The sequence below is a fragment of the Streptomyces exfoliatus genome (genome assembly GCF_000725545.1).
Taxonomy (GTDB): domain Bacteria; phylum Actinomycetota; class Actinomycetes; order Streptomycetales; family Streptomycetaceae; genus Streptomyces; species Streptomyces exfoliatus.
The window spans coordinates 47,309-64,059 of record NZ_JNZP01000018.1; the positions used below are offsets into that span (position 1 = coordinate 47,309).

Annotated in this window: 13 protein-coding genes; 3 read left to right on the forward strand and 10 right to left on the reverse strand. The window is 72.4% G+C overall.

Annotation, left to right across the window (positions count from 1 at the left end; translation table 11 throughout):
• Positions 1-296: 296 nt before the first annotated feature.
• Positions 297-1,262 carry a 2-hydroxyacid dehydrogenase gene (locus IO20_RS0121905; RefSeq protein ID WP_030553732.1) on the reverse strand — a complete coding sequence of 322 codons (966 nt, stop codon included), beginning with the start codon at positions 1,260-1,262 and terminating at the stop codon, positions 297-299.
• Between the two features lie 75 nt (positions 1,263-1,337).
• On the opposite strand from IO20_RS0121905, the gene IO20_RS0121910 reads away from it, so the two are divergent.
• From IO20_RS0121910 to IO20_RS41475, 3 genes are all read left to right on the forward strand, one after another.
• Positions 1,338-2,348 (forward strand): aldo/keto reductase, encoded by a 1,011-nt coding sequence (locus tag IO20_RS0121910; protein ID WP_030553731.1) that lies wholly within the window; start codon positions 1,338-1,340, stop codon positions 2,346-2,348.
• A gap of 137 nt (positions 2,349-2,485) precedes the next feature.
• Positions 2,486-3,640, forward strand: a complete 1,155-nt coding sequence (locus IO20_RS0121915; protein ID WP_030553730.1) for a PQQ-dependent sugar dehydrogenase — start codon at positions 2,486-2,488, stop codon at positions 3,638-3,640.
• A gap of 27 nt (positions 3,641-3,667) precedes the next feature.
• A complete protein-coding gene (locus IO20_RS41475) occupies positions 3,668-4,009 on the forward strand; it encodes a DUF6191 domain-containing protein (protein ID WP_342668783.1) in 342 nt (113 codons plus the stop codon).
• On the opposite strand, the gene IO20_RS0121920 is transcribed toward IO20_RS41475, so the two are convergent.
• The 9 genes from IO20_RS0121920 to gatA form a co-directional block, all read right to left on the reverse strand.
• Positions 3,893-6,949, reverse strand: a complete 3,057-nt coding sequence (locus IO20_RS0121920; RefSeq protein ID WP_030553728.1) for a helix-turn-helix transcriptional regulator — start codon at positions 6,947-6,949, stop codon at positions 3,893-3,895. The two genes, IO20_RS41475 and IO20_RS0121920, sit on opposite strands and share 117 nt — an antisense overlap.
• Positions 6,950-6,956: 7 nt before the next feature.
• Positions 6,957-7,181 (reverse strand): hypothetical protein, encoded by a 225-nt coding sequence (locus IO20_RS0121925; protein ID WP_342668781.1) that lies wholly within the window; start codon positions 7,179-7,181, stop codon positions 6,957-6,959.
• A gap of 139 nt (positions 7,182-7,320) precedes the next feature.
• Positions 7,321-7,953, reverse strand: a complete 633-nt coding sequence (locus IO20_RS0121930) for a hypothetical protein (protein WP_030553724.1) — start codon at positions 7,951-7,953, stop codon at positions 7,321-7,323.
• Positions 7,954-7,979: 26 nt separating this feature from the next.
• Positions 7,980-8,546, reverse strand: coding sequence for a GNAT family N-acetyltransferase (locus IO20_RS0121935; RefSeq protein WP_030553722.1), 567 nt, complete (start codon positions 8,544-8,546; stop codon positions 7,980-7,982).
• The gene (locus tag IO20_RS0121940; protein WP_030553721.1) at positions 8,524-10,764 is read right to left on the reverse strand and encodes an MMPL family transporter; all 2,241 of its coding nucleotides are present in this window, start codon (positions 10,762-10,764) and stop codon (positions 8,524-8,526) included. The genes IO20_RS0121935 and IO20_RS0121940 overlap by 23 nt, the downstream gene beginning before the upstream one ends.
• A gap of 199 nt (positions 10,765-10,963) precedes the next feature.
• Complete coding sequence (locus tag IO20_RS0121945) at positions 10,964-13,042, reverse strand: phosphocholine-specific phospholipase C (protein ID WP_030553719.1); 2,079 nt, start codon at positions 13,040-13,042, stop codon at positions 10,964-10,966.
• A gap of 441 nt (positions 13,043-13,483) precedes the next feature.
• Positions 13,484-14,995, reverse strand: coding sequence for an Asp-tRNA(Asn)/Glu-tRNA(Gln) amidotransferase subunit GatB (gatB, locus tag IO20_RS0121950; RefSeq protein ID WP_030553717.1), 1,512 nt, complete (start codon positions 14,993-14,995; stop codon positions 13,484-13,486).
• A gap of 16 nt (positions 14,996-15,011) precedes the next feature.
• Positions 15,012-15,245: a hypothetical protein gene (locus IO20_RS0121955; RefSeq protein ID WP_030216157.1), complete on the reverse strand. Its 234-nt coding sequence runs from the start codon at positions 15,243-15,245 to the stop codon at positions 15,012-15,014.
• Between the two features lie 5 nt (positions 15,246-15,250).
• Positions 15,251-16,747 carry an Asp-tRNA(Asn)/Glu-tRNA(Gln) amidotransferase subunit GatA gene (gene gatA / locus IO20_RS0121960; RefSeq protein ID WP_030553715.1) on the reverse strand — a complete coding sequence of 499 codons (1,497 nt, stop codon included), beginning with the start codon at positions 16,745-16,747 and terminating at the stop codon, positions 15,251-15,253.
• Positions 16,748-16,751 lie beyond the last annotated feature (4 nt).

A 16,751-nucleotide genomic window follows, 5' to 3' on the forward strand; every position in this document is an offset into this window, starting at 1 on the left:
CGTCGGTCCTCCGGCCGTGCCTCACCCGTCGCCCCCCTCGGAATCTGATGTCCCGTCACTTCGCTCCCCAGCGTCAGCCCGTACTCGACGCAGTCCCCCGCTCCGGGACGATACACCAGGACGGTCACTCAGGGACAGGGTCGCAGTACTCTCCGTGACGGCCTGGGGGCTTGTACGCGGCGCGTGTCGGGGGCGCGCTCACCCGACCGGCCCAGGCGCGGCCCCGGCCGTCCGGCCGTACACCCTGCCCGGCGGCCCGAGCGCGCCGTCCGGCCACCCCGGCGCGCCGCCCGCGGTCAGCCGGTGGTGAGGAGGACGTTCGCCAGTTCCTCGCCCGCCGTGAACCGGCGCAACTGTCCCGCGATCAGCCGCTTCGCACGCGGCATGAAGGCCGACGTGGAACCTCCCACATGGGGACTGATCAGGACACCGGGAGCGTGCCACAACGGGTGCCCGGCCGGCAGCGGTTCCGGATCGGTGACGTCGAGCGCCGCCGTGATCCGGCCGCTCTCGACCTCCTTGAGCAGCGCCGTCGTGTCCACGACCGGTCCGCGGGAAACGTTCACGAGAAGCGCCCCGTCCTTCATCCGGGACAGGAACCCCGCGTCGGCGAGATGCCTGGTCGCGGGCGTGAGCGGAGTGGAGAGCACGACCACGTCCGCCTCCGGGAGCAGCGCCGGCAGCTCCGTCAGGGCGTGGACGGGACCGCGCGCTGTGGTGCGCGCGGAGCGTGCGACGCGCGCTACCCGCGCGCACTCGAAGGGCGCGAGCCGGTCTTCGATGGCGGCGCCGATCGACCCGTACCCGACGATCAGGACGGACTTGTCGGCGAGGGCCGGGTAGAAGCCGTCCCGCCACTCCTCGGCGTCCTGGCCGCGCACGAAGCCGGGGATGCCGCGCAGCGAGGCCAGGATCAGCGCGAGCGTGAGCTCGGCGGTGCTGGCCTCGTGGACGCCCTTCGCGTTGCAGAGGGCGACGCCCGGGGGCAGTGAGCCGATGCCGGGCGTGACGTGGTCGATGCCCGCGGACAGCGTCTGCACGGCCCGGACCGAGGTCATCGCGGCCAGCGGCCGGACGGCGATCTCGCTGCCCTTCATGTACGGGACGACGTAGAAGGCGCAGCGGGCCGGGTCGGCGGGGAACTCCGGTCCGCCGTCCCAGAAGCGGTAGTTCAGGCCCGACGTGCCCGGTTCGGGGAGTCCTTCGATCTCGCCCGCGGGAATCGGAAGCCACACGTCGGTGGTCGTGTCTTCGAAGCTCATGACCGGGAGGCTATGCGAAGAATCCTTTGCGCCATTGGTTACTTTGGGGGACGGCACAGGGAGGGGTACCGGCAGGTGGAGCGCAGGACTATCGGGGCGACGGCGCTCGACGTGGGTGCGATCGGCCTGGGGTGCATGCCGATGAGCTGGGCGTACAGCCGTTCGGAACAGCGGGGGGACCGCTCGCTGCGGACGGTGCACGCGGCGCTCGACGCCGGGGTGAGCCTGCTCGACACCGCCGACATGTACGGGCCGTTCACCAACGAGCTTCTGTTGGGGCGGGTGTTGAAGGAGCGACGGGCGGAGGCGTTCGTCTCGACGAAGTGCGGGCTGCTCGTCGGCGATCAGCACGTGGTCGCCAACGGCAGGCCGGGATACGTGCGTCGGGCCTGCGACGCCTCGCTCCGGAGGCTCCAGACCGATGTGATCGACCTGTACCAGCTGCACCGCGCGGACCCCGAGGTGCCGGTCGAGGAGACCTGGGGCGCGATGGCCGAGCTGGTCTCCGCGGGCAAGGTGCGGGCCCTCGGGCTGTGCGCCGTCGGCGCCCGGTCGGCCCGCAGGGGCGCTACGGGCGTCAGCCGTGACGGCTATGAGGGAACGATCCGCCAACTGGAGCGGGTCCAGCAGGTCTTCCCGGTGGCCGCGGTGGAGGCCGAGCTGTCGGTGTGGTCGCAGGAGGCGCTGGTGCGGCTGCTGCCGTGGTGCGCGGCGCGGGGTGTCGGGTTCCTGGCGGCGATGCCGTTGGGGAACGGTTTCCTCACCGGGACGCTGACCCCGGGCGGCGGCTTCGAGCCGGACGATCCGCGGGCCCGGCATCCCCGGTTCACGGCCGAGATGATGGCGGCGAACCAGCCGCTGGTGGTGGGGCTGCGGCGGGTGGCCGCGCGGCACGGCCCGGACGTCACGCCGGCGCAGGTGGCGCTGGCGTGGGTGCTCGGCCGGGGGCCGCACGTCGTGCCGGTGCCGGGGGCGAAGCGGGAGCGGTGGGTGCTGGAGAACGCCCGGGCCGCGGGGCTGCGGCTGACGCCGGTGGACCTGGCGGAGATCGCGGCGCTTCCGGCGCCCCGGGGGTCCTGGGACTGAGGGCGGCGCCGGGAGGCCGCCCGGCGCCCCCGCGGGCGACACCGGGGGCGGGCCGGGGCGGTCGGGAACCTGATCGGGTCGAGCGGTGTATCAAGAGTGAAGGGATGCAGCTCGACTCGTCGAAGGGGGACCGTGCCATGAGCCGTCCTGCTGTTGTGAAAGCCCTGTGGGGCACCGCCGTGCTGATCCTGGTGGCGGGCTGCTCCTCGGGAGGCACCGAGGACCGCTCGGGTACGGCTCCGCTGACGTCGTCGCCCCCTTCGGCCTCCGCCCCGTCCTCCGCCTCGTCTCCGGCCTCTTCTCCGGCCTCTTCCTCCGCGCCCGCCGGGGGCCGGGCGACGGTGTCGGGCACGCTGACGGAGGGGCTGAAGTCGCCGTGGGGGCTGGCGGAGCTGCCCGGCGGGGACCTCCTCGTCTCCTCGCGGGACGAGCGGACGATCACCAGGGTGGACGGGCGGACCGGGGCGAAGACCTCGCTCGGCGAGGTGCCGGGGGTGGTTCCGGGCGGCGAGGGCGGCCTCATGGGCCTCGCGGTGCGGGACGGCTGGGTGTACGCGTATCTGACGGCGGAGTCGGACAACCGCATCGTGCGCATGCGGTACGGGGACGGGGACCGGCTCGGTCCGCCGCAGCCGGTGCTCACGGGCATCCCGAAGGGGGTCGTGCACAACGGCGGCCGCATCGCGTTCGGGCCGGACCGGATGCTGTACGCGGGGACGGGCGAGACGGGCCGCACGGGCCTCGCGCAGGACCGGGAGTCGCTCGGCGGGAAGATCCTGCGGATGACACCGGAGGGCCGGCCCGCGCCGGGCAATCCCTTCGCCGGTTCGGTGGTCTATTCGTACGGCCACCGCAATGTGCAGGGCATCGCCTGGGACACGGAGGGCCGCCTGTGGGCGGCGGAGTTCGGGCAGAACACCTGGGACGAGCTGAATCTGGTCGAGGCCGGCAAGAACTACGGCTGGCCGGAGGCCGAGGGGCAGGCCGGGCGGGAGGGGTTCGTGGACCCGGTGGCGCAGTGGCGGACCTCCGAGGCCTCCCCCAGCGGAATCGCCTACGCGAAGGGAGCGATCTGGATGGCCGGGCTCAGAGGCGAGCGGCTGTGGCGGGTCCCGCTCTCCGGCGCGGAACAGTCGGGGAACCCTGAGGCGTTCCTGACAGAGGAGTACGGACGCCTGCGCACGGTCCTCGCCGGGGGCGGCGGGCGGCTCTGGCTGGTGACCAGCGAAACCGACACCCGGGGCACTCCCGGGCCAGGGGACGACAGGATCCTCCGGCTGGAGGTGAACTGAAGGAGGCGGGCGACCGTGTTCGACTCGATGGCGGAGCTGTTCGCGCCGGGACGCAGGCACACCGAGGAGGAACTGCGCAGGCAGGCCCTGACCAGGGAGGATCCGGGCGACGCCGATCCTTCGCGCGGACCGATAGACCTGACCTCGGGCCGGGTGACGATACGGGCGCCCCGCCCGGCCCCGATGGACTCAGCGGAACCAGTGGGCTCAGTGGACCCAGAGGGCTCAGTGGGCTTAGAGGGCTCAGAGGGCTCAGAGGGTGGTGTCGAGGAGGTGGAGGCGGTGGGCCAGGGCGGCGGCCTCGCCGCGCCCGGCGACGCCCAGCTTGGCGAGGATGTTGGAGACGTGGACGCTCGCCGTCTTCGGTGAGATGAACAGCTGCTCGGCGATCTGACGGTTGGTGCGGCCGGCCGCGACCAGGCGCAGCACGTCCTGCTCGCGAGGGGTCAGGCCGAAGGTGTCGTCGGCGGCCTCGGCCGGTGCCGCGGCCCGCTTCTCGGGCGTCAGGGAGAGGCGGGCGCGGGCCGCGAGGAGTTCCACGTCCTCGCGGAGCGGGCGGGCGCCGAGCCGGGTGGCGGTGGCGTGGGCCTCGCGGAGCAGGGCCGCGGCCTCCTCGCGGTGGCCTCCCTCGACGAGGAGGGCGTCGGCGAGGCGGTGGCGGGCGCGGGCCAGCTGGGCGGGGCGTTCCAGCGGTTCGTAGGCGGCGACGGTCTCGGCCCAGCGGGCGGCGGACTCGCGGCCCTCGGCGCGGGCGATCTCCTCGGAGACCTGCTGGGCGTGGGCGGCCCAGACGGGGGCCGGGGTGGCGAGGCGGCGGACGCAGGCGCGGATGGTGTCCAGCGCCTCCGCGCGGCCCTCGTCGGCGGCGGGCAGTCCCCGGCTGTCGGCCTCGGCGGTGGCCGCGGTGAGGACGAGCGGCCAGCCGTAGCGGTGGGTGCCCGGCGGGAAGCCGGCCTGTTCGACGGCGCCGAGCCGGGTCCTGACGTCGGCGAAGCGGCCCTCCGCGGCGGCCACGGCGATCTCGATCTGCCCCATGAGCAGGGTGTACTGCGGGATCGGGTCGCGGGCGCCGTAGGCGGCGCGGGCGTCGGCGAGGTGGCGGCGGGCCGCGTCGAGTTCGCCGCGGGCGACGGCGAGCTGGGCGAGGCGGAGGGAGGCCGAGCCGCGGGGCTTGCTGCTGGACGCCGAGCGGAGGAGCCGTTCGGCGGCCTCCTGGGTCTCGTCCCAGTGTCCGAGGGAGAGGAGGGACTCGGCCCGGTTGGCCTCGATCCAGCTGACGCTGTCGACGAGTCCGTAGGTGCGGGCGAGACGGATTCCGGCGTCGGAGAGTTCGACGGCCTCGCGGGAGCGGCCGAGGGCTTCGAGGGAGGAGGCGATGTTGATGTGTGCGCGGGCGGCCTCGGTGAACTGGCCGAGGGCCGTGGTCCGTTCCCGTACGTCGTGCATCTCGGCGAGGCCCGCCTCGACGTCCCCGGCGGCGGTCATGAGGGTGCCGAGGGTGAGGCGTGCGTTGAGCTCGATCGACTCGGCGTTGACGTGGCGGGCGTATTCGACGGCGCGTTCGGCGGCGGTGAGGGCCTCGGGTCCGGGGTTGCGGAGCATGCCCCAGCCGGCGGCGCCGACGAGGACCGCGGCGTGGACGGCGGACGGCGGCAGGCCCTTGACGAGTTCCTGGGCGCGGGAGATCTCCTCCCACCCGTCGCCCCGGCCGAGGTTGGACTGGAGGCGGGCCCGCTCGGTCCAGAACCAGGCGGCCCGGAGGGGGTCGTTCTCGTCCGCGCCGTCGAGGAGGCGGAGCGCCGTCTTGCCGATCTTCAGGGCGCGTTCGCGGTCGCCGCTGAGCCGGGCGGCGACGGCGGCCTCGGCGAGCAGGTCGAGGTACCGGAGCGGGGTGGTCTCGGGGTCGCAGCCGCAGGGCGGGTAGGCCTCGGCGTAGTCCATGGGCCGCAGCGAGCGGCGGATCTCGGCGGGGGCCTCGTCCCAGAGCTCCATGGCCCGTTCGAGGAGGCGCAGTTGTTCGGCGTAGGCGTGGCGCTTGCGGGTGGCGACGGAGGCGCGGAGGACGGCGGGCAGGGCCTTGGCCGGGTCGTGCGCGTGGTACCAGTAGGTGGCGAGCCGGGTGGCCCGTTCGTCGGCCCGGACGAGCCCGGGGTCGGCTTCCAGTGCTTCGGCGTAGCGCCGGTTGAGGCGGGAGCGTTCGCCGGGCAGCAGGTCGTCGCTGACGGCTTCACGGACGAGGGAGTGGCGGAAGCGGTAGCCGTCGCCGTCGGGGACGGCGAGCAGGATGTTGGCGCCGACGCAGGCCCGGAGCGCCTCGATGAGTTCGTCCTCGGTGAGCCGGGAGACGGCGGCGAGCAGACCGTACTCGACGGTGGAACCGCCCTCGGCGACGATCCTGGCGACCCGCTGGGCGTCCTCGGGGAGCGTCTCGACCCGGACGAGCAGGAGGTCGCGCAGGGAGTCGCTGAGCTGGCCGGGGGCGCAGCCCGCCTCGTGGGAGACGACGAGTTCCTCGACGAAGAAGGCGTTGCCGTCGGAGCGTTCGAAGACCTCCTCGACGAGGCCGGGGTCGGGTTCGGCGGCGAGGATGCCGGTGAGCTGGCGGTGCACCTCGGTACGGGTGAAGCGGGCGAGTTCGATGCGGCGGATGGTGCGGAGCCGGTCGAGTTCGGCGAGGAGGGGGCGCAGCGGGTGGCGGCGGTGGATGTCGTCGGCGCGGTAGCTGGCGAGGACCACGATGCGGCCGCGGCGGAGGGTGCGGAGGAGGTAGGTGAGGAGGTGGCGGGTGGAGGCGTCGGCCCAGTGCAGGTCTTCGAGGACGAGCACGATCGTACGGTCGGTGGCGAGCCGTTCCAGGAGCCGTACGGTCAGCTCGAAGAGGCGGGCGGTGCTGTCCTCGTCGGAGGGTTCGTGGCTGCCGGGTTCGCCGAGTTCGGGCAGCAGGCGGGCGAGTTCGCCCTCTTGTCCTTCGGCGGCCGCGGTGAGTTCGTCGGGGAGTCGACGGCGCAGCGAGCGCAGCGCGGCGGCGAAGGGCGCGAAGGGCAGTCCGTCGGCGCCGAGTTCGACGCAGCCGCCGAGCGCGACGACGGCGCCCCGGTCGCAGGCCGTGTCGAGGAACTCCTCGATGAGCCGGGTCTTGCCGACCCCCGCCTCGCCGCCGATGAGCAGCGCCTGGGGCTCTCCCGCGCCTCCGCGGGAGAGCGCCTCGGTGAGGGCGGTGAGTTCGCCGGCTCGGCCGACGAACACGGGGCTGACTGACCTGGTCTCCACGGCGCCGAGCATCGCACAGCCGTCCGTACCATCGCTCATACGGGGGTCACGCGGCCCGGACGAAGCGGCTGCGCCCGCCGTCGCCCACCCGCCCCTCCGCGTCCTGGCCGCCGCTCCGCCGGCCGAGGCGGCGCAGGCCCCGGGCGGTGGAGACGGCGGCGGCCCGGCGGGACAGACGCTGTGCGGCGGCCTCACGGACGAGTTCGGCGTGGTGCATGCGGTGGAGTTCGTACGCGAACATCGGGTGCTCCTGGTGTCTCGGTCTCGGCATCGCTCCTTGCGATGCCTCGACTTTCGTCTCCCAGGGGGTGCGGCCACATCGGGCGAGTGCCGCATGTTCGGGGTACGGGGGTCCTTAGGCGGTCCTCAGGGGGCCTTAGGCACCGCCCGAGGGATCAAGGCCGGGGGTCTCAGGACCCGGCGGTCGGGAGGTTCAGGAAGAGGTCGAAGTAGGTACCGACCGACAGGAGCAGGCCGAGGCCGCCCAGGACGGCGCCCGCGACGGCGACCGCGCGGACCCAGGAGGGGCGCCCGGGAAGGGCGAGCACCAGGACGGCCACGAGCAGGGCGACGAGCGACAGGACACCGTTCACCAGGGCGACGCTGTGCCAGGCGTCGGCGTAGATCTCGGAGATCTGCTGGGCCGGCGTGCCGGATCCGGAGGTCTTGATCTGGCCGATGAGGGTCTCGCGCTCGGCGACGACCTTGCCGGTCCAGGTTCCGGTGAGCGCGACGACGCCGAGGGCGGCGGACACCACGGCCGCTGCGGCGCCGCCGATGCCGGCGGAGGCGGAAGCGGGGGCCTCGTCCGGGAACAGCGCCTCGTCGTCGTCCTCGTCGTCGTCCTTGTCGACCTCGTCGGCCGGACCGAGGGCGTCGGCGTCCAGCGGCTCCACGGCGGGCGCGGCCTCAGCCGCCTCGACCGGCTCGGTGGTCTTCGCGGCGATGTCCGCCCCGGCGCTCCCGGCGCCCTCGGGGCTCTCGGCGTTGTCGCCGGTCTCGCCGGTCTTCTCTGTCGTCGTCTTGGTGTCCATGCGGCGCACGCTAGGCGGCGCACATGAGAACCGTCTTAAGACGCCGCCCCGGTCTTCGCCGCCCGCCACTCGGGGGCCAGGATCGCCCAGACCTCCGTGTCCGTGCGCGTGCCGCGGTGCGGGTAGTTCTCCCGCAGGACGCCCTCCCGCGTCATGCCCAACCGCCGGGCGACGGCGATGCTCGCCCCGTTCTTCACGGAGGCGTGCCATTCGACGCGGTGGATGCCGCGCTCCTCGATCGCCCAGTCGATGATGACCCGGCAGGCCCGGGTGATCAGGCCCTTCCCGGCGGCGGTGGGCTCCAGCCAGCAGCCCGCCTCGGCGGTGCCGTGCGTGGCGTCGAACGTCCGGAAGAGGACGCCGCCGACGAGGGTGCCATCGGTCCAGATGCCGTAGATCCGTCCGGTGTCGCTCGCGGCCTTCTCGGCGTACGAGCGGAGGAAGGAGCGGGCGGAGTCCAGGTCGGCGACGAAGTCCGGCAGGGCGATGTGCTCCCCGATGAACTCCCGTCCCCGATCCATGTGCGCCAGGAACTCCTCGGCCCGCCAGGGCTCCAGGGGCCTCAGCTCCGCGCCGTCGTCACCCAGCGATATCGCGAACATCCTCGATCCTCTCCTCCACGGCCGGAACCGTCACGAACTGCGTGGGGATCTTCGCACGCGCGTCGGCCGCCTCGCGGCACTCGGGCGGTTCGATGCTGATCCGGGGGAGCAGACGGTCGAGCCATCGGGGCAGCCACCAGTTCGCCCCGCCGAGCAGGTGCATGAGCGCGGGGACGAGGAGGGTGCGCAGCACGAACGCGTCGAGGGCGACGGCCGCCGCGAGCGCGATGCCGAACATCGCGATGACCCGGTCGCCGGAGAGGACGAAGGCGAGGAAGACGGAGATCATGATGACGGCGGCGGAGTTGATCACCCGGCTGGTCTCGGCCAGGCCGACCCGTACCGCGCGCCGGTTGTCGCCGGTCTCCAGCCACTCCTCGTACATCCGGCTGACCAGGAAGACCTGGTAGTCCATGGAGAGTCCGAAGAGGACGGAGACCATGATCACCGGCAGGAAGGGTTCGATCGGCCCGGCGCTGCCGAGGCCGAGGAGCTCGCTGCCCCAGCCCCACTGAAAGATCGCCACGACGACGCCGAAGGCGGCGGCGACGGCGAAGACGTTCATGGCGGCGGCCTTGAGCGGGATGCCGATCGAGCGGAAGGCGAGCAGGAGCAGCAGACAGCCGAGGGCGATGACGACGCCGACGAAGAGCGGCAGCTTGCCGATGATGATCTCGGCGAAGTCGTCGTACGAGGCGGTGACACCGCCGACGTGCACGTCGAGGGAGGTGCCGGCCTCGGCCCGCGGGAGGACGTCCGCGCGGAGCCGGTCGACGAGCTCGCTGGTGGCCTTCGACTGGGGCGAGGACTCGGGGACGACGGTGAGGACGGCGGTGTCGCCGGAGCTGTTGTACGTGACCGGGGAGACGGAGGCGACCCCGCGGGTGGCGGAGAGCGCGGCGGGCAGCTGGTCGAGGGCGACCCGGTCGTCGGCGCCGTCGAGCCCGGCGACGAGGGTGAGCGGACCGTTGACGCCGGGCCCGAAGCCGTCGGCGATCAGGTCGTACGCCTGCCGCGTGGTCGCGGTCGCCGGGCCGTTGCCCTGGTCGGAGGTGCCGAGGTGGAGCGAGAGGGTCGGCAGGGCAAGGAAGCCCATGACGACGACGGCGACGACCCCGAGCAGCTTCGGGTGCCGCTCGACGAAGGCGGACCAGCGGGCGGCGAAGCCGGTGGGCAGTTCGGGCTGCGGCCCGTGTTCGGCGAGCGTCCGGCGTTCGCGCCGGGACAGCGCCCGCATGCCGATGAGCGAGAGCAGCGCCGGAAGGAAGGTGACGGAGGCGGCGACGGTGAGGACGACGGTGAGGGAGGCGGCGATGGCGACGCCGTTGAGGAAGCTGAGCCGCAGGATCAGCATGCCGAGCAGCGCGATGCAGACGGTGGCCCCGGCGAAGACGACGGCGCGGCCGGTGGTGGCGACGGCCGTCTCCGCGGCCTCCGCGACGGACAGGCCGCGTTTCAGGCCTCTGCGGTGCCGGGTGACGATGAAGAGGGCGTAGTCGATGCCGACGCCGAGCCCGACGAGCATGCCGAGCATGGGGGCGAAGTCGGCGACGGTCATGAGGTGGCCGAGGAGCACGATCCCGGAGTAGGCGATGCCGACGCTGACGAGCGCGGTCGCGATGGGGAGCGCGGAGGCGGCGAGGGAGCCGAAGGCGAGGAAGAGGACGACGGCGGCGACGGCGACGCCGACGACTTCGGCGATGTGCCCGCCGGGGGCCTCGGTGAGGGCTACGGCGCTGCCGCCCAGCTCGACCGCGACGCCGTCGGCCTCGGCGGCCTTCGCGGTGTCGACGAGGGCTTGGGCCTGCGCCTGGGGGATGTCGTCGGCCTGCTCGTGGAACGTGACGACGGCGTAGGCGGTGTGGCCGTCCTCGCTGACCTGTCCCGGGACGGCGCCGTACGGGGAGGTGACGGCGGCGATGCCGGGCAGTTCGGCGACCTCGTCGAGCATCGCGCTCATGCGCTTCTCGACGGCGTCGGCGCGGACGCTGCCCTGGTCGGTGTGCCAGACGATGGTGTCGCTGTCGCCGCCGAGGCCGTGGAAGCCGCGGTCGAGGAGGGCGGTGGCCCGGCCGGACTCGGTGCCGGGGACCTCGTAGTCGTTGGAGTACGCGCTGCCGGCGACGACGGCCGTGGTGCCGACCCCGCCGAGGGCGAGGAGCCACAGGAGGACGGCGACGAGGCGGTGCTTGATGCACCACCGTGCGATGGCTGCCAAAGGACGTGCTCCCTGGGTGGTTCGTGGATCTTTCGCGGGAACAGCCCGAGAAGAACGCATGACCGACACGCATGACTACGTGCGCCCACTCTGGCAGCCAAACGTGATCGTTTGCCCCTTTCGTGGCGATACTCACAGGCGTGCCCGGGGATCGGGACGAAGGTCCTGCACCCCGGGCACGGAAGGTCACCGTGGACGCTCAGCCGGAGACGCTGGCGCGACCGTTCTCGATGTGCCCCATGAGCCGGCGGCGGAAGCCCCCGGGCGCGGTCACCTCGACGTCGTACCAGCCGTGCGCGTCGGCGGCCGAGTGGACGACGGTACGGGTCTTCCCGGGCTTCACGGTGACGGTGCGGGTCCAGTCGCCGAGGTCGTCGGGGTCCACGTACCCGAGCGGCCTGACCGTGAAGGAGACGGCGGCCGATCCGGTGTTCCGTACGGTGAGGTGCAGGTCACGGTCGTGATGGTCGATGCGGGAGCCCAGTTCGGCGCCGCCCGTCGCGGGGCCCTCGAACTCGCGGCGGAAGCCGTTGGGGCCGGTGATCGTGAAGCGGTAATGATCACCCGGAACGGGGACGGTCCACTCCCCCGTACCCCTGACGTCCTGGTGCTGGGGGACGGCGAACTCGCCCGCGTACGGGTAGAGGGCGAAGTGCGCGCTCGCCCTGCCCCGGTTGCTGAGCGCGACCGTCACCGCGCCGTCGCCGGTGGTCGCGGCGGCGTCCGGCTGGTACGGCAGCGGGCGGGCGGGGCGGACACCCGGCTCCTGCACGGGCATCCGCTGCACGGCCGGGGGCTGCGGCCGCCAGCGGCCGGTGAAGGGCGGGATCGGGCCCGGCTGCTCGACGGGCGGCTGCCGGCGGCCCCGCCTGAAGTCGAAGGCGGAGGTGAGATCGCCGGTGACGGCCCGGCGCCAGGGGGTGATGTTGGGCTCCTCGATGCCGGTGAGCTTCTCCAGGAAGCGGATCACCGAGGTGTGGTCGAAGGTCTCGGAGCAGACGTAGCCGCCGACCGACCAGGGGGAGACGACGAGCAGCGGGACGCGGATGCCGAGGCCGGTGGGCCGGCCCTTCCAGCGCTCGTCCGTGTTGTCGGCGGGCGGGACCGGCGGCGGCACGTGGTCGAAGAAGCCGTCGTTCTCGTCGTAGTTGATCAGGACGACGGTGTGACGCCACACGTCCGGGTGCGCGCCGAGGGCGTCGAGCACCTTGTAGACGAGGGTGGCGGAGGCGATCGGCGAGGAGGAACCGGGGTGCTCGGAATCGATCGCCGAGGGAACGAGGTAGGAGACCTCGGGGAGGGTGCCGGCGGCGACGTCGGCGCGGAAGGCGTCGGCGAGGGTGCCGCTCTCCACGCGGCGCAGTCCGCGCTCGAAGAGGGAGCGCTCGGCCTCGGTGAGGGTGGCGACGCCCTCCTCCAGGAGGCCGAGCAGGCGGGCGCGCTCGGTGGCGTCGCCCGTGTCGCGGACGGCGGCGTAGAAGGACTCCATGAAGGTGTGCCCGCCGGTCCCGGCGAGGGCCTTGCGGGCGATCTTCTTGAAGGTGGTGAAGAACTCGATGTTGTTGTCGGTGAAGTTCTCCCACTCGGTGTACGTCTTCCAGCTGCGACCGGCGGCTTCGAGACGCTCGGCGTAGGTGGGCCAGCCGTAGCCGGGGTGGGTGCCCTCGGCGTACGCGGCGTTCGTGACCGCCCGGCTGCCGTCGGCCTCGAAGCCGGTCCAGCCGGACCAGAGGTGGTTGCGGTTGGGGCTCGTCGAGGTGTGGACGGACGAGTGGTAGGCGTCGCAGACGGTGAAGGTGTCGGCCAGCTCGTAGTGCAGGGGGAGGTCCTGCCGGTCGTAGTACGCCATGGTGGCGGCGGTCTTCGCCGAGACCCAGCCGTCCATCCAGCCGTCGCGCCAGGCCTTGGCGCCGCCGCTCCAGGAGTGGTCGAGGTCCCCGATGTACTGGAGGTCCTTCTTCTGGGTCTCGGCGGCGCCGCGGATCGGGAAGGGCAGCACGGTCCGGTCGAGGGCGGCGGGCTGCTCGAACACCGACGTGCCGGAGGGCAGCTCGATCGCATTGCGGTCGCCGAATCCGCGGACGCCGCGGAGGGTGCCGAAGTAGTGGTCGAAGGAACGGTTCTCCTGCATCAGGATCACCACGTGCCGGACCGCCGGCATCCCCCCGGCCGGGGGCTCCGCGGCCATCGCGGCCTGCAGCGACGGCGGCAGCAGCGACCCGGCGGCGGCGACACCGAAGGCGCCTCCACCCAGCGCGAGGAGCCTTCTGCGGGACATCTCGGGGGACTTCTCGGGGGACTTCTCGGGGGACTTCTCGGGGGACCTCTCGGGGGGCAAGACCGACCTCCAGTCGACGGCCAATGGTTCGCCTTCGAGCCATTGGGTGGTACGCGAGGGACGGTAGTGAGGTCGGATGACGCCGACAAGACCCCGTGACGGCGCGGTGGTGAACGGTCCGTCAGGGCCCGCCACGGCAGGCAGTCCGTCGAGGGACGTGAACCCGCTCGCGACGAAGGCGGCGCGCGTCGGGGTCGGACCCCTCCGCGGGGATGCTCGGGTTTCGGGCAGCATCGGGACCTCGTCGCACAACCTCAGCTACCAGAACTTCGACTTCTGTGTGAACCCGGGCAGCTACGTGACCCACGACGGCGACGAAAGGCGGCCCCCCACCGGAGTTCCGGTGGGGGGCCGCCCTCGTACGTGTGACGGAAAGCGGGCTCAGCCCTCGCTGACGCCGAGCTTCTCCAGGATCAGGTCCTTGACCTTCGCCGCGTCCGCCTGGCCCCTGGTGGCCTTCATGACCGCGCCGACCAGGGCGCCGACCGCCGCGACCTTGCCGCCGCGGATCTTGTCCGCGATGGCCGCGTTGCCCGCGATGGCCTCGTCGACCGCCGTGCCGAGCGCGCCGTCGTCGGAGACGACCTTCAGACCGCGCTTCTCGACGACCGCGTCCGGGGTGCCCTCGCCGGCGAGAACGCCCTCGATGACCTGACGGGCCAGCTTGTCGTTGAGGTCGCCGGAGGCGACCAGGGCCGAGACCCGGGCCACGTCCGCCGGCGTGATCGCCAGCTCCTCGAGGGAGACGCCCTGCTCGTTGGCGTTACGGGCGAGCTCGCCCATCCACCACTTGCGGGCCGAGGCCGCGTCGGCGCCCGCCTCGATCGTGGCGACGATCGCGTCGACCGCGCCCGCGTTGAGGATGGACTGCATGTCCAGCTCGGACACGCCCCACTCCTCGCGCAGCCGGTTGCGGCGCACGCGCGGCAGCTCGGGAAGCCCCTTGCGGAGCTCCTCGATCCACTCGCGGGCAGGGGCCACCGGGACGAGGTCGGGCTCCGGGAAGTACCGGTAGTCCTCGGCGTTGTCCTTGATGCGGCCGGAGGTGGTGGAGCCGTCGTCCTCGTGGAAGTGACGGGTCTCCTGCACGATCGTGCCACCGGAGGTGAGCACGGCCGCGTGGCGCTGGATCTCGAAGCGCGCCGCACGCTCCACCGAACGGAGCGAGTTGACGTTCTTCGTCTCCGAACGGGTGCCGAAGGTCTTGGTGCCGTGGGGGCGCAGCGACAGGTTCACGTCGCAGCGCATCTGGCCCTTGTCCATGCGCGCGTCGGACACACCGAGGGCGCGGATCAGCTCGCGCAGCTCGGCGACGTACGCCTTGGCGACCTCGGGGGCCCGCTCGCCCGCGCCCTCGATCGGCTTGGTGACGATCTCGATGAGCGGGATGCCGGCCCGGTTGTAGTCGAGCAGCGAGTGCGAGGCGCCGTGGATGCGGCCGGTCGCGCCGCCGACGTGCAGCGACTTGCCGGTGTCCTCCTCCATGTGGGCGCGCTCGATCTCCACGCGGAAGATCTCGCCGTCCTCCAGCTGGACGTCCAGGTAGCCGTTGAAGGCGATCGGCTCGTCGTACTGGGAGGTCTGGAAGTTCTTCGGCATGTCCGGATAGAAGTAGTTCTTCCGGGCGAAGCGGCACCACTCGGCGATCTCGCAGTGCAGCGCGAGGCCGATCTTGATGGCGGACTCGACGCCGATCGCGTTGACGACCGGCAGCGAGCCGGGCATGCCGAGGCAGGTCGGGCAGGTCTGCGAGTTCGGCTCCGCGCCCAGCTCGGTCGAGCAGCCGCAGAACATCTTCGTCCGGGTGCCGAGCTCGACATGGACCTCCAGGCCCATGACGGGGTCGTACTCGGCAAGCGCCGCTTCGTACGACAGCAGTTCAGTGACAGTCACGGTGAGACTTTCCCTCTCAGCCCAGCAGGACGTCGTCGTCGCCCAGGCGCTTCAGCTCCCGGTAGAGGATCGCCAGGCCGGTAACGATGGCGGCGGCGGACACCGCGGCGTCGACGAGCCGCAGCATGTCGCCGTCGTTGCGGGCCATCTTGGCCTGCTTGGCGACGCTGACCGCGCCGAACGCGGTGGTGGCCAGCGAGACGTAGACGCCGGTCTTCGACTTCTTGAAGTTCTTGGCCTTCTTTGCCATGGCACTCACAGCGACGGAGCCTCCTCAAGCAGCGGATGCCCCCACTTTTCCACGAACGCGGCCTCGACGGCGGCGCCGACCTTGTACAGCCGGTCGTCCTTCATGGCGGGAGCGATGATCTGCAGGCCGACCGGCAGACCGTCCTCGGGCGCCAGGCCGCAGGGCAGCGACATGGCGGCGTTGCCGGCCAGGTTGGTCGGGATGGTGCACAGGTCCGCGAGGTACATCGCCATCGGGTCGTCGGCGCGCTCGCCGATCGGGAAGGCGGTGGTGGGCGTCGTCGGGGAGACGATCACGTCCACCTCCTCGAAGGCCTTCTCGAACTCGCGGGTGATGAGCGTGCGGACCTTCTGGGCCGAGCCGTAGTACGCGTCGTAGTAGCCGGAGCTGAGCGCGTACGTACCGAGGATGATGCGGCGCTTGACCTCGTCGCCGAAGCCGGCCTCACGGGTGAGGGCGGTGACGTCCTCGGCGGACCGCGTGCCGTCGTCGCCGACCCGCAGGCCGTAGCGCATGGCGTCGAAGCGGGCCAGGTTCGAGGAGCACTCGGACGGCGCGATCAGGTAGTACGCCGAAAGGGCGAGATCGAAGGTCGGGCAGTCCAGCTCGACGATCTCGGCGCCCAGCGACCTGAGCAGCTCGACGGACTCGTCGAAGCGCTGCACGACACCGGCCTGGTAGCCCTCGCCGCGGAACTGCTTGACGACGCCGACGCGCATGCCGCCGACGGAGCCGCTCAGGGCCGCCTCGACGACCGGCGGGACCGGGGCGTCGATGGAGGTCGAGTCGAGCGGGTCGTGTCCGGCGATGGCCTCGTGGAGGAGGGCCGCGTCCAGGACCGTGCGGGCGCAGGGGCCGCCCTGGTCGAGGGAGGACGAGAAGGCCACCATGCCGTAGCGGGAGACGCCGCCGTAGGTCGGCTTGACGCCGACGGTGCCGGTGACGGCGGCGGGCTGGCGGATGGAGCCGCCGGTGTCCGTGCCGATGGCGAGGGGGGCCTCGTACGCGGCGAGCGCGGCGGAGGAGCCGCCGCCGGAGCCGCCGGGGATCCGGGTCAGGTCCCAGGGGTTTCCGGTGGGGCCGTACGCGCTGTTCTCCGTGGAGGAGCCCATCGCGAACTCGTCCATGTTGGTCTTGCCGAGGATGACGACGTCGGCGGCCTTGAGGTTCTTGACCAGGGTCGCGTCGTACGGCGGGATCCAGCCCTCCAGGATCTTCGAGCCCACGGTCGTCGGCATGCCGACGGTGGTGAAGATGTCCTTGAGCGCGAGCGGCACACCGGCGAGGGGGCCGAGCTTCTCGCCGCGGGCACGCTTCTCGTCCACGGCGCGGGCCTGGGCGAGGGCGCCCTCACGGTCGACGTGCAGGAAGGCGTGGACCTTCTCGTCGACGGCCTCGATGCGGGCGAGGTGTGCCTCGGTGACCTCGACGGCCGTCAGGTCGCCTGCGGCGATCCTGCGGGCGATCTCGGCCGCGGTGAGCTTGATGATGTTGTCCGTCATGACT

Excerpts from the sequence above, each read along its gene's own strand:
- IO20_RS0121925 (WP_342668781.1), bottom strand. The coding sequence starts at position 7,181 with ATGCCGAGACCGAGACACCAGGAGCACCCGATGTTCGCGTACGAACTC.
- IO20_RS41475 (WP_342668783.1), top strand. The coding sequence starts at position 3,668 with ATGGCGGAGCTGTTCGCGCCGGGACGCAGGCACACCGAGGAGGAACTG.
- IO20_RS0121920 (WP_030553728.1), bottom strand. The coding sequence starts at position 6,949 with ATGAGCGATGGTACGGACGGCTGTGCGATGCTCGGCGCCGTGGAGACC.
- IO20_RS0121955 (WP_030216157.1), bottom strand. The coding sequence starts at position 15,245 with ATGGCAAAGAAGGCCAAGAACTTCAAGAAGTCGAAGACCGGCGTCTAC.
- IO20_RS0121945 (WP_030553719.1), bottom strand. The coding sequence starts at position 13,042 with ATGTCCCGCAGAAGGCTCCTCGCGCTGGGTGGAGGCGCCTTCGGTGTC.
- gatA (WP_030553715.1), bottom strand. The coding sequence starts at position 16,747 with ATGACGGACAACATCATCAAGCTCACCGCGGCCGAGATCGCCCGCAGG.
- IO20_RS0121915 (WP_030553730.1), top strand. The coding sequence starts at position 2,486 with ATGAGCCGTCCTGCTGTTGTGAAAGCCCTGTGGGGCACCGCCGTGCTG.
- IO20_RS0121935 (WP_030553722.1), bottom strand. The coding sequence starts at position 8,546 with ATGTTCGCGATATCGCTGGGTGACGACGGCGCGGAGCTGAGGCCCCTG.
- IO20_RS0121905 (WP_030553732.1), bottom strand. The coding sequence starts at position 1,262 with ATGAGCTTCGAAGACACGACCACCGACGTGTGGCTTCCGATTCCCGCG.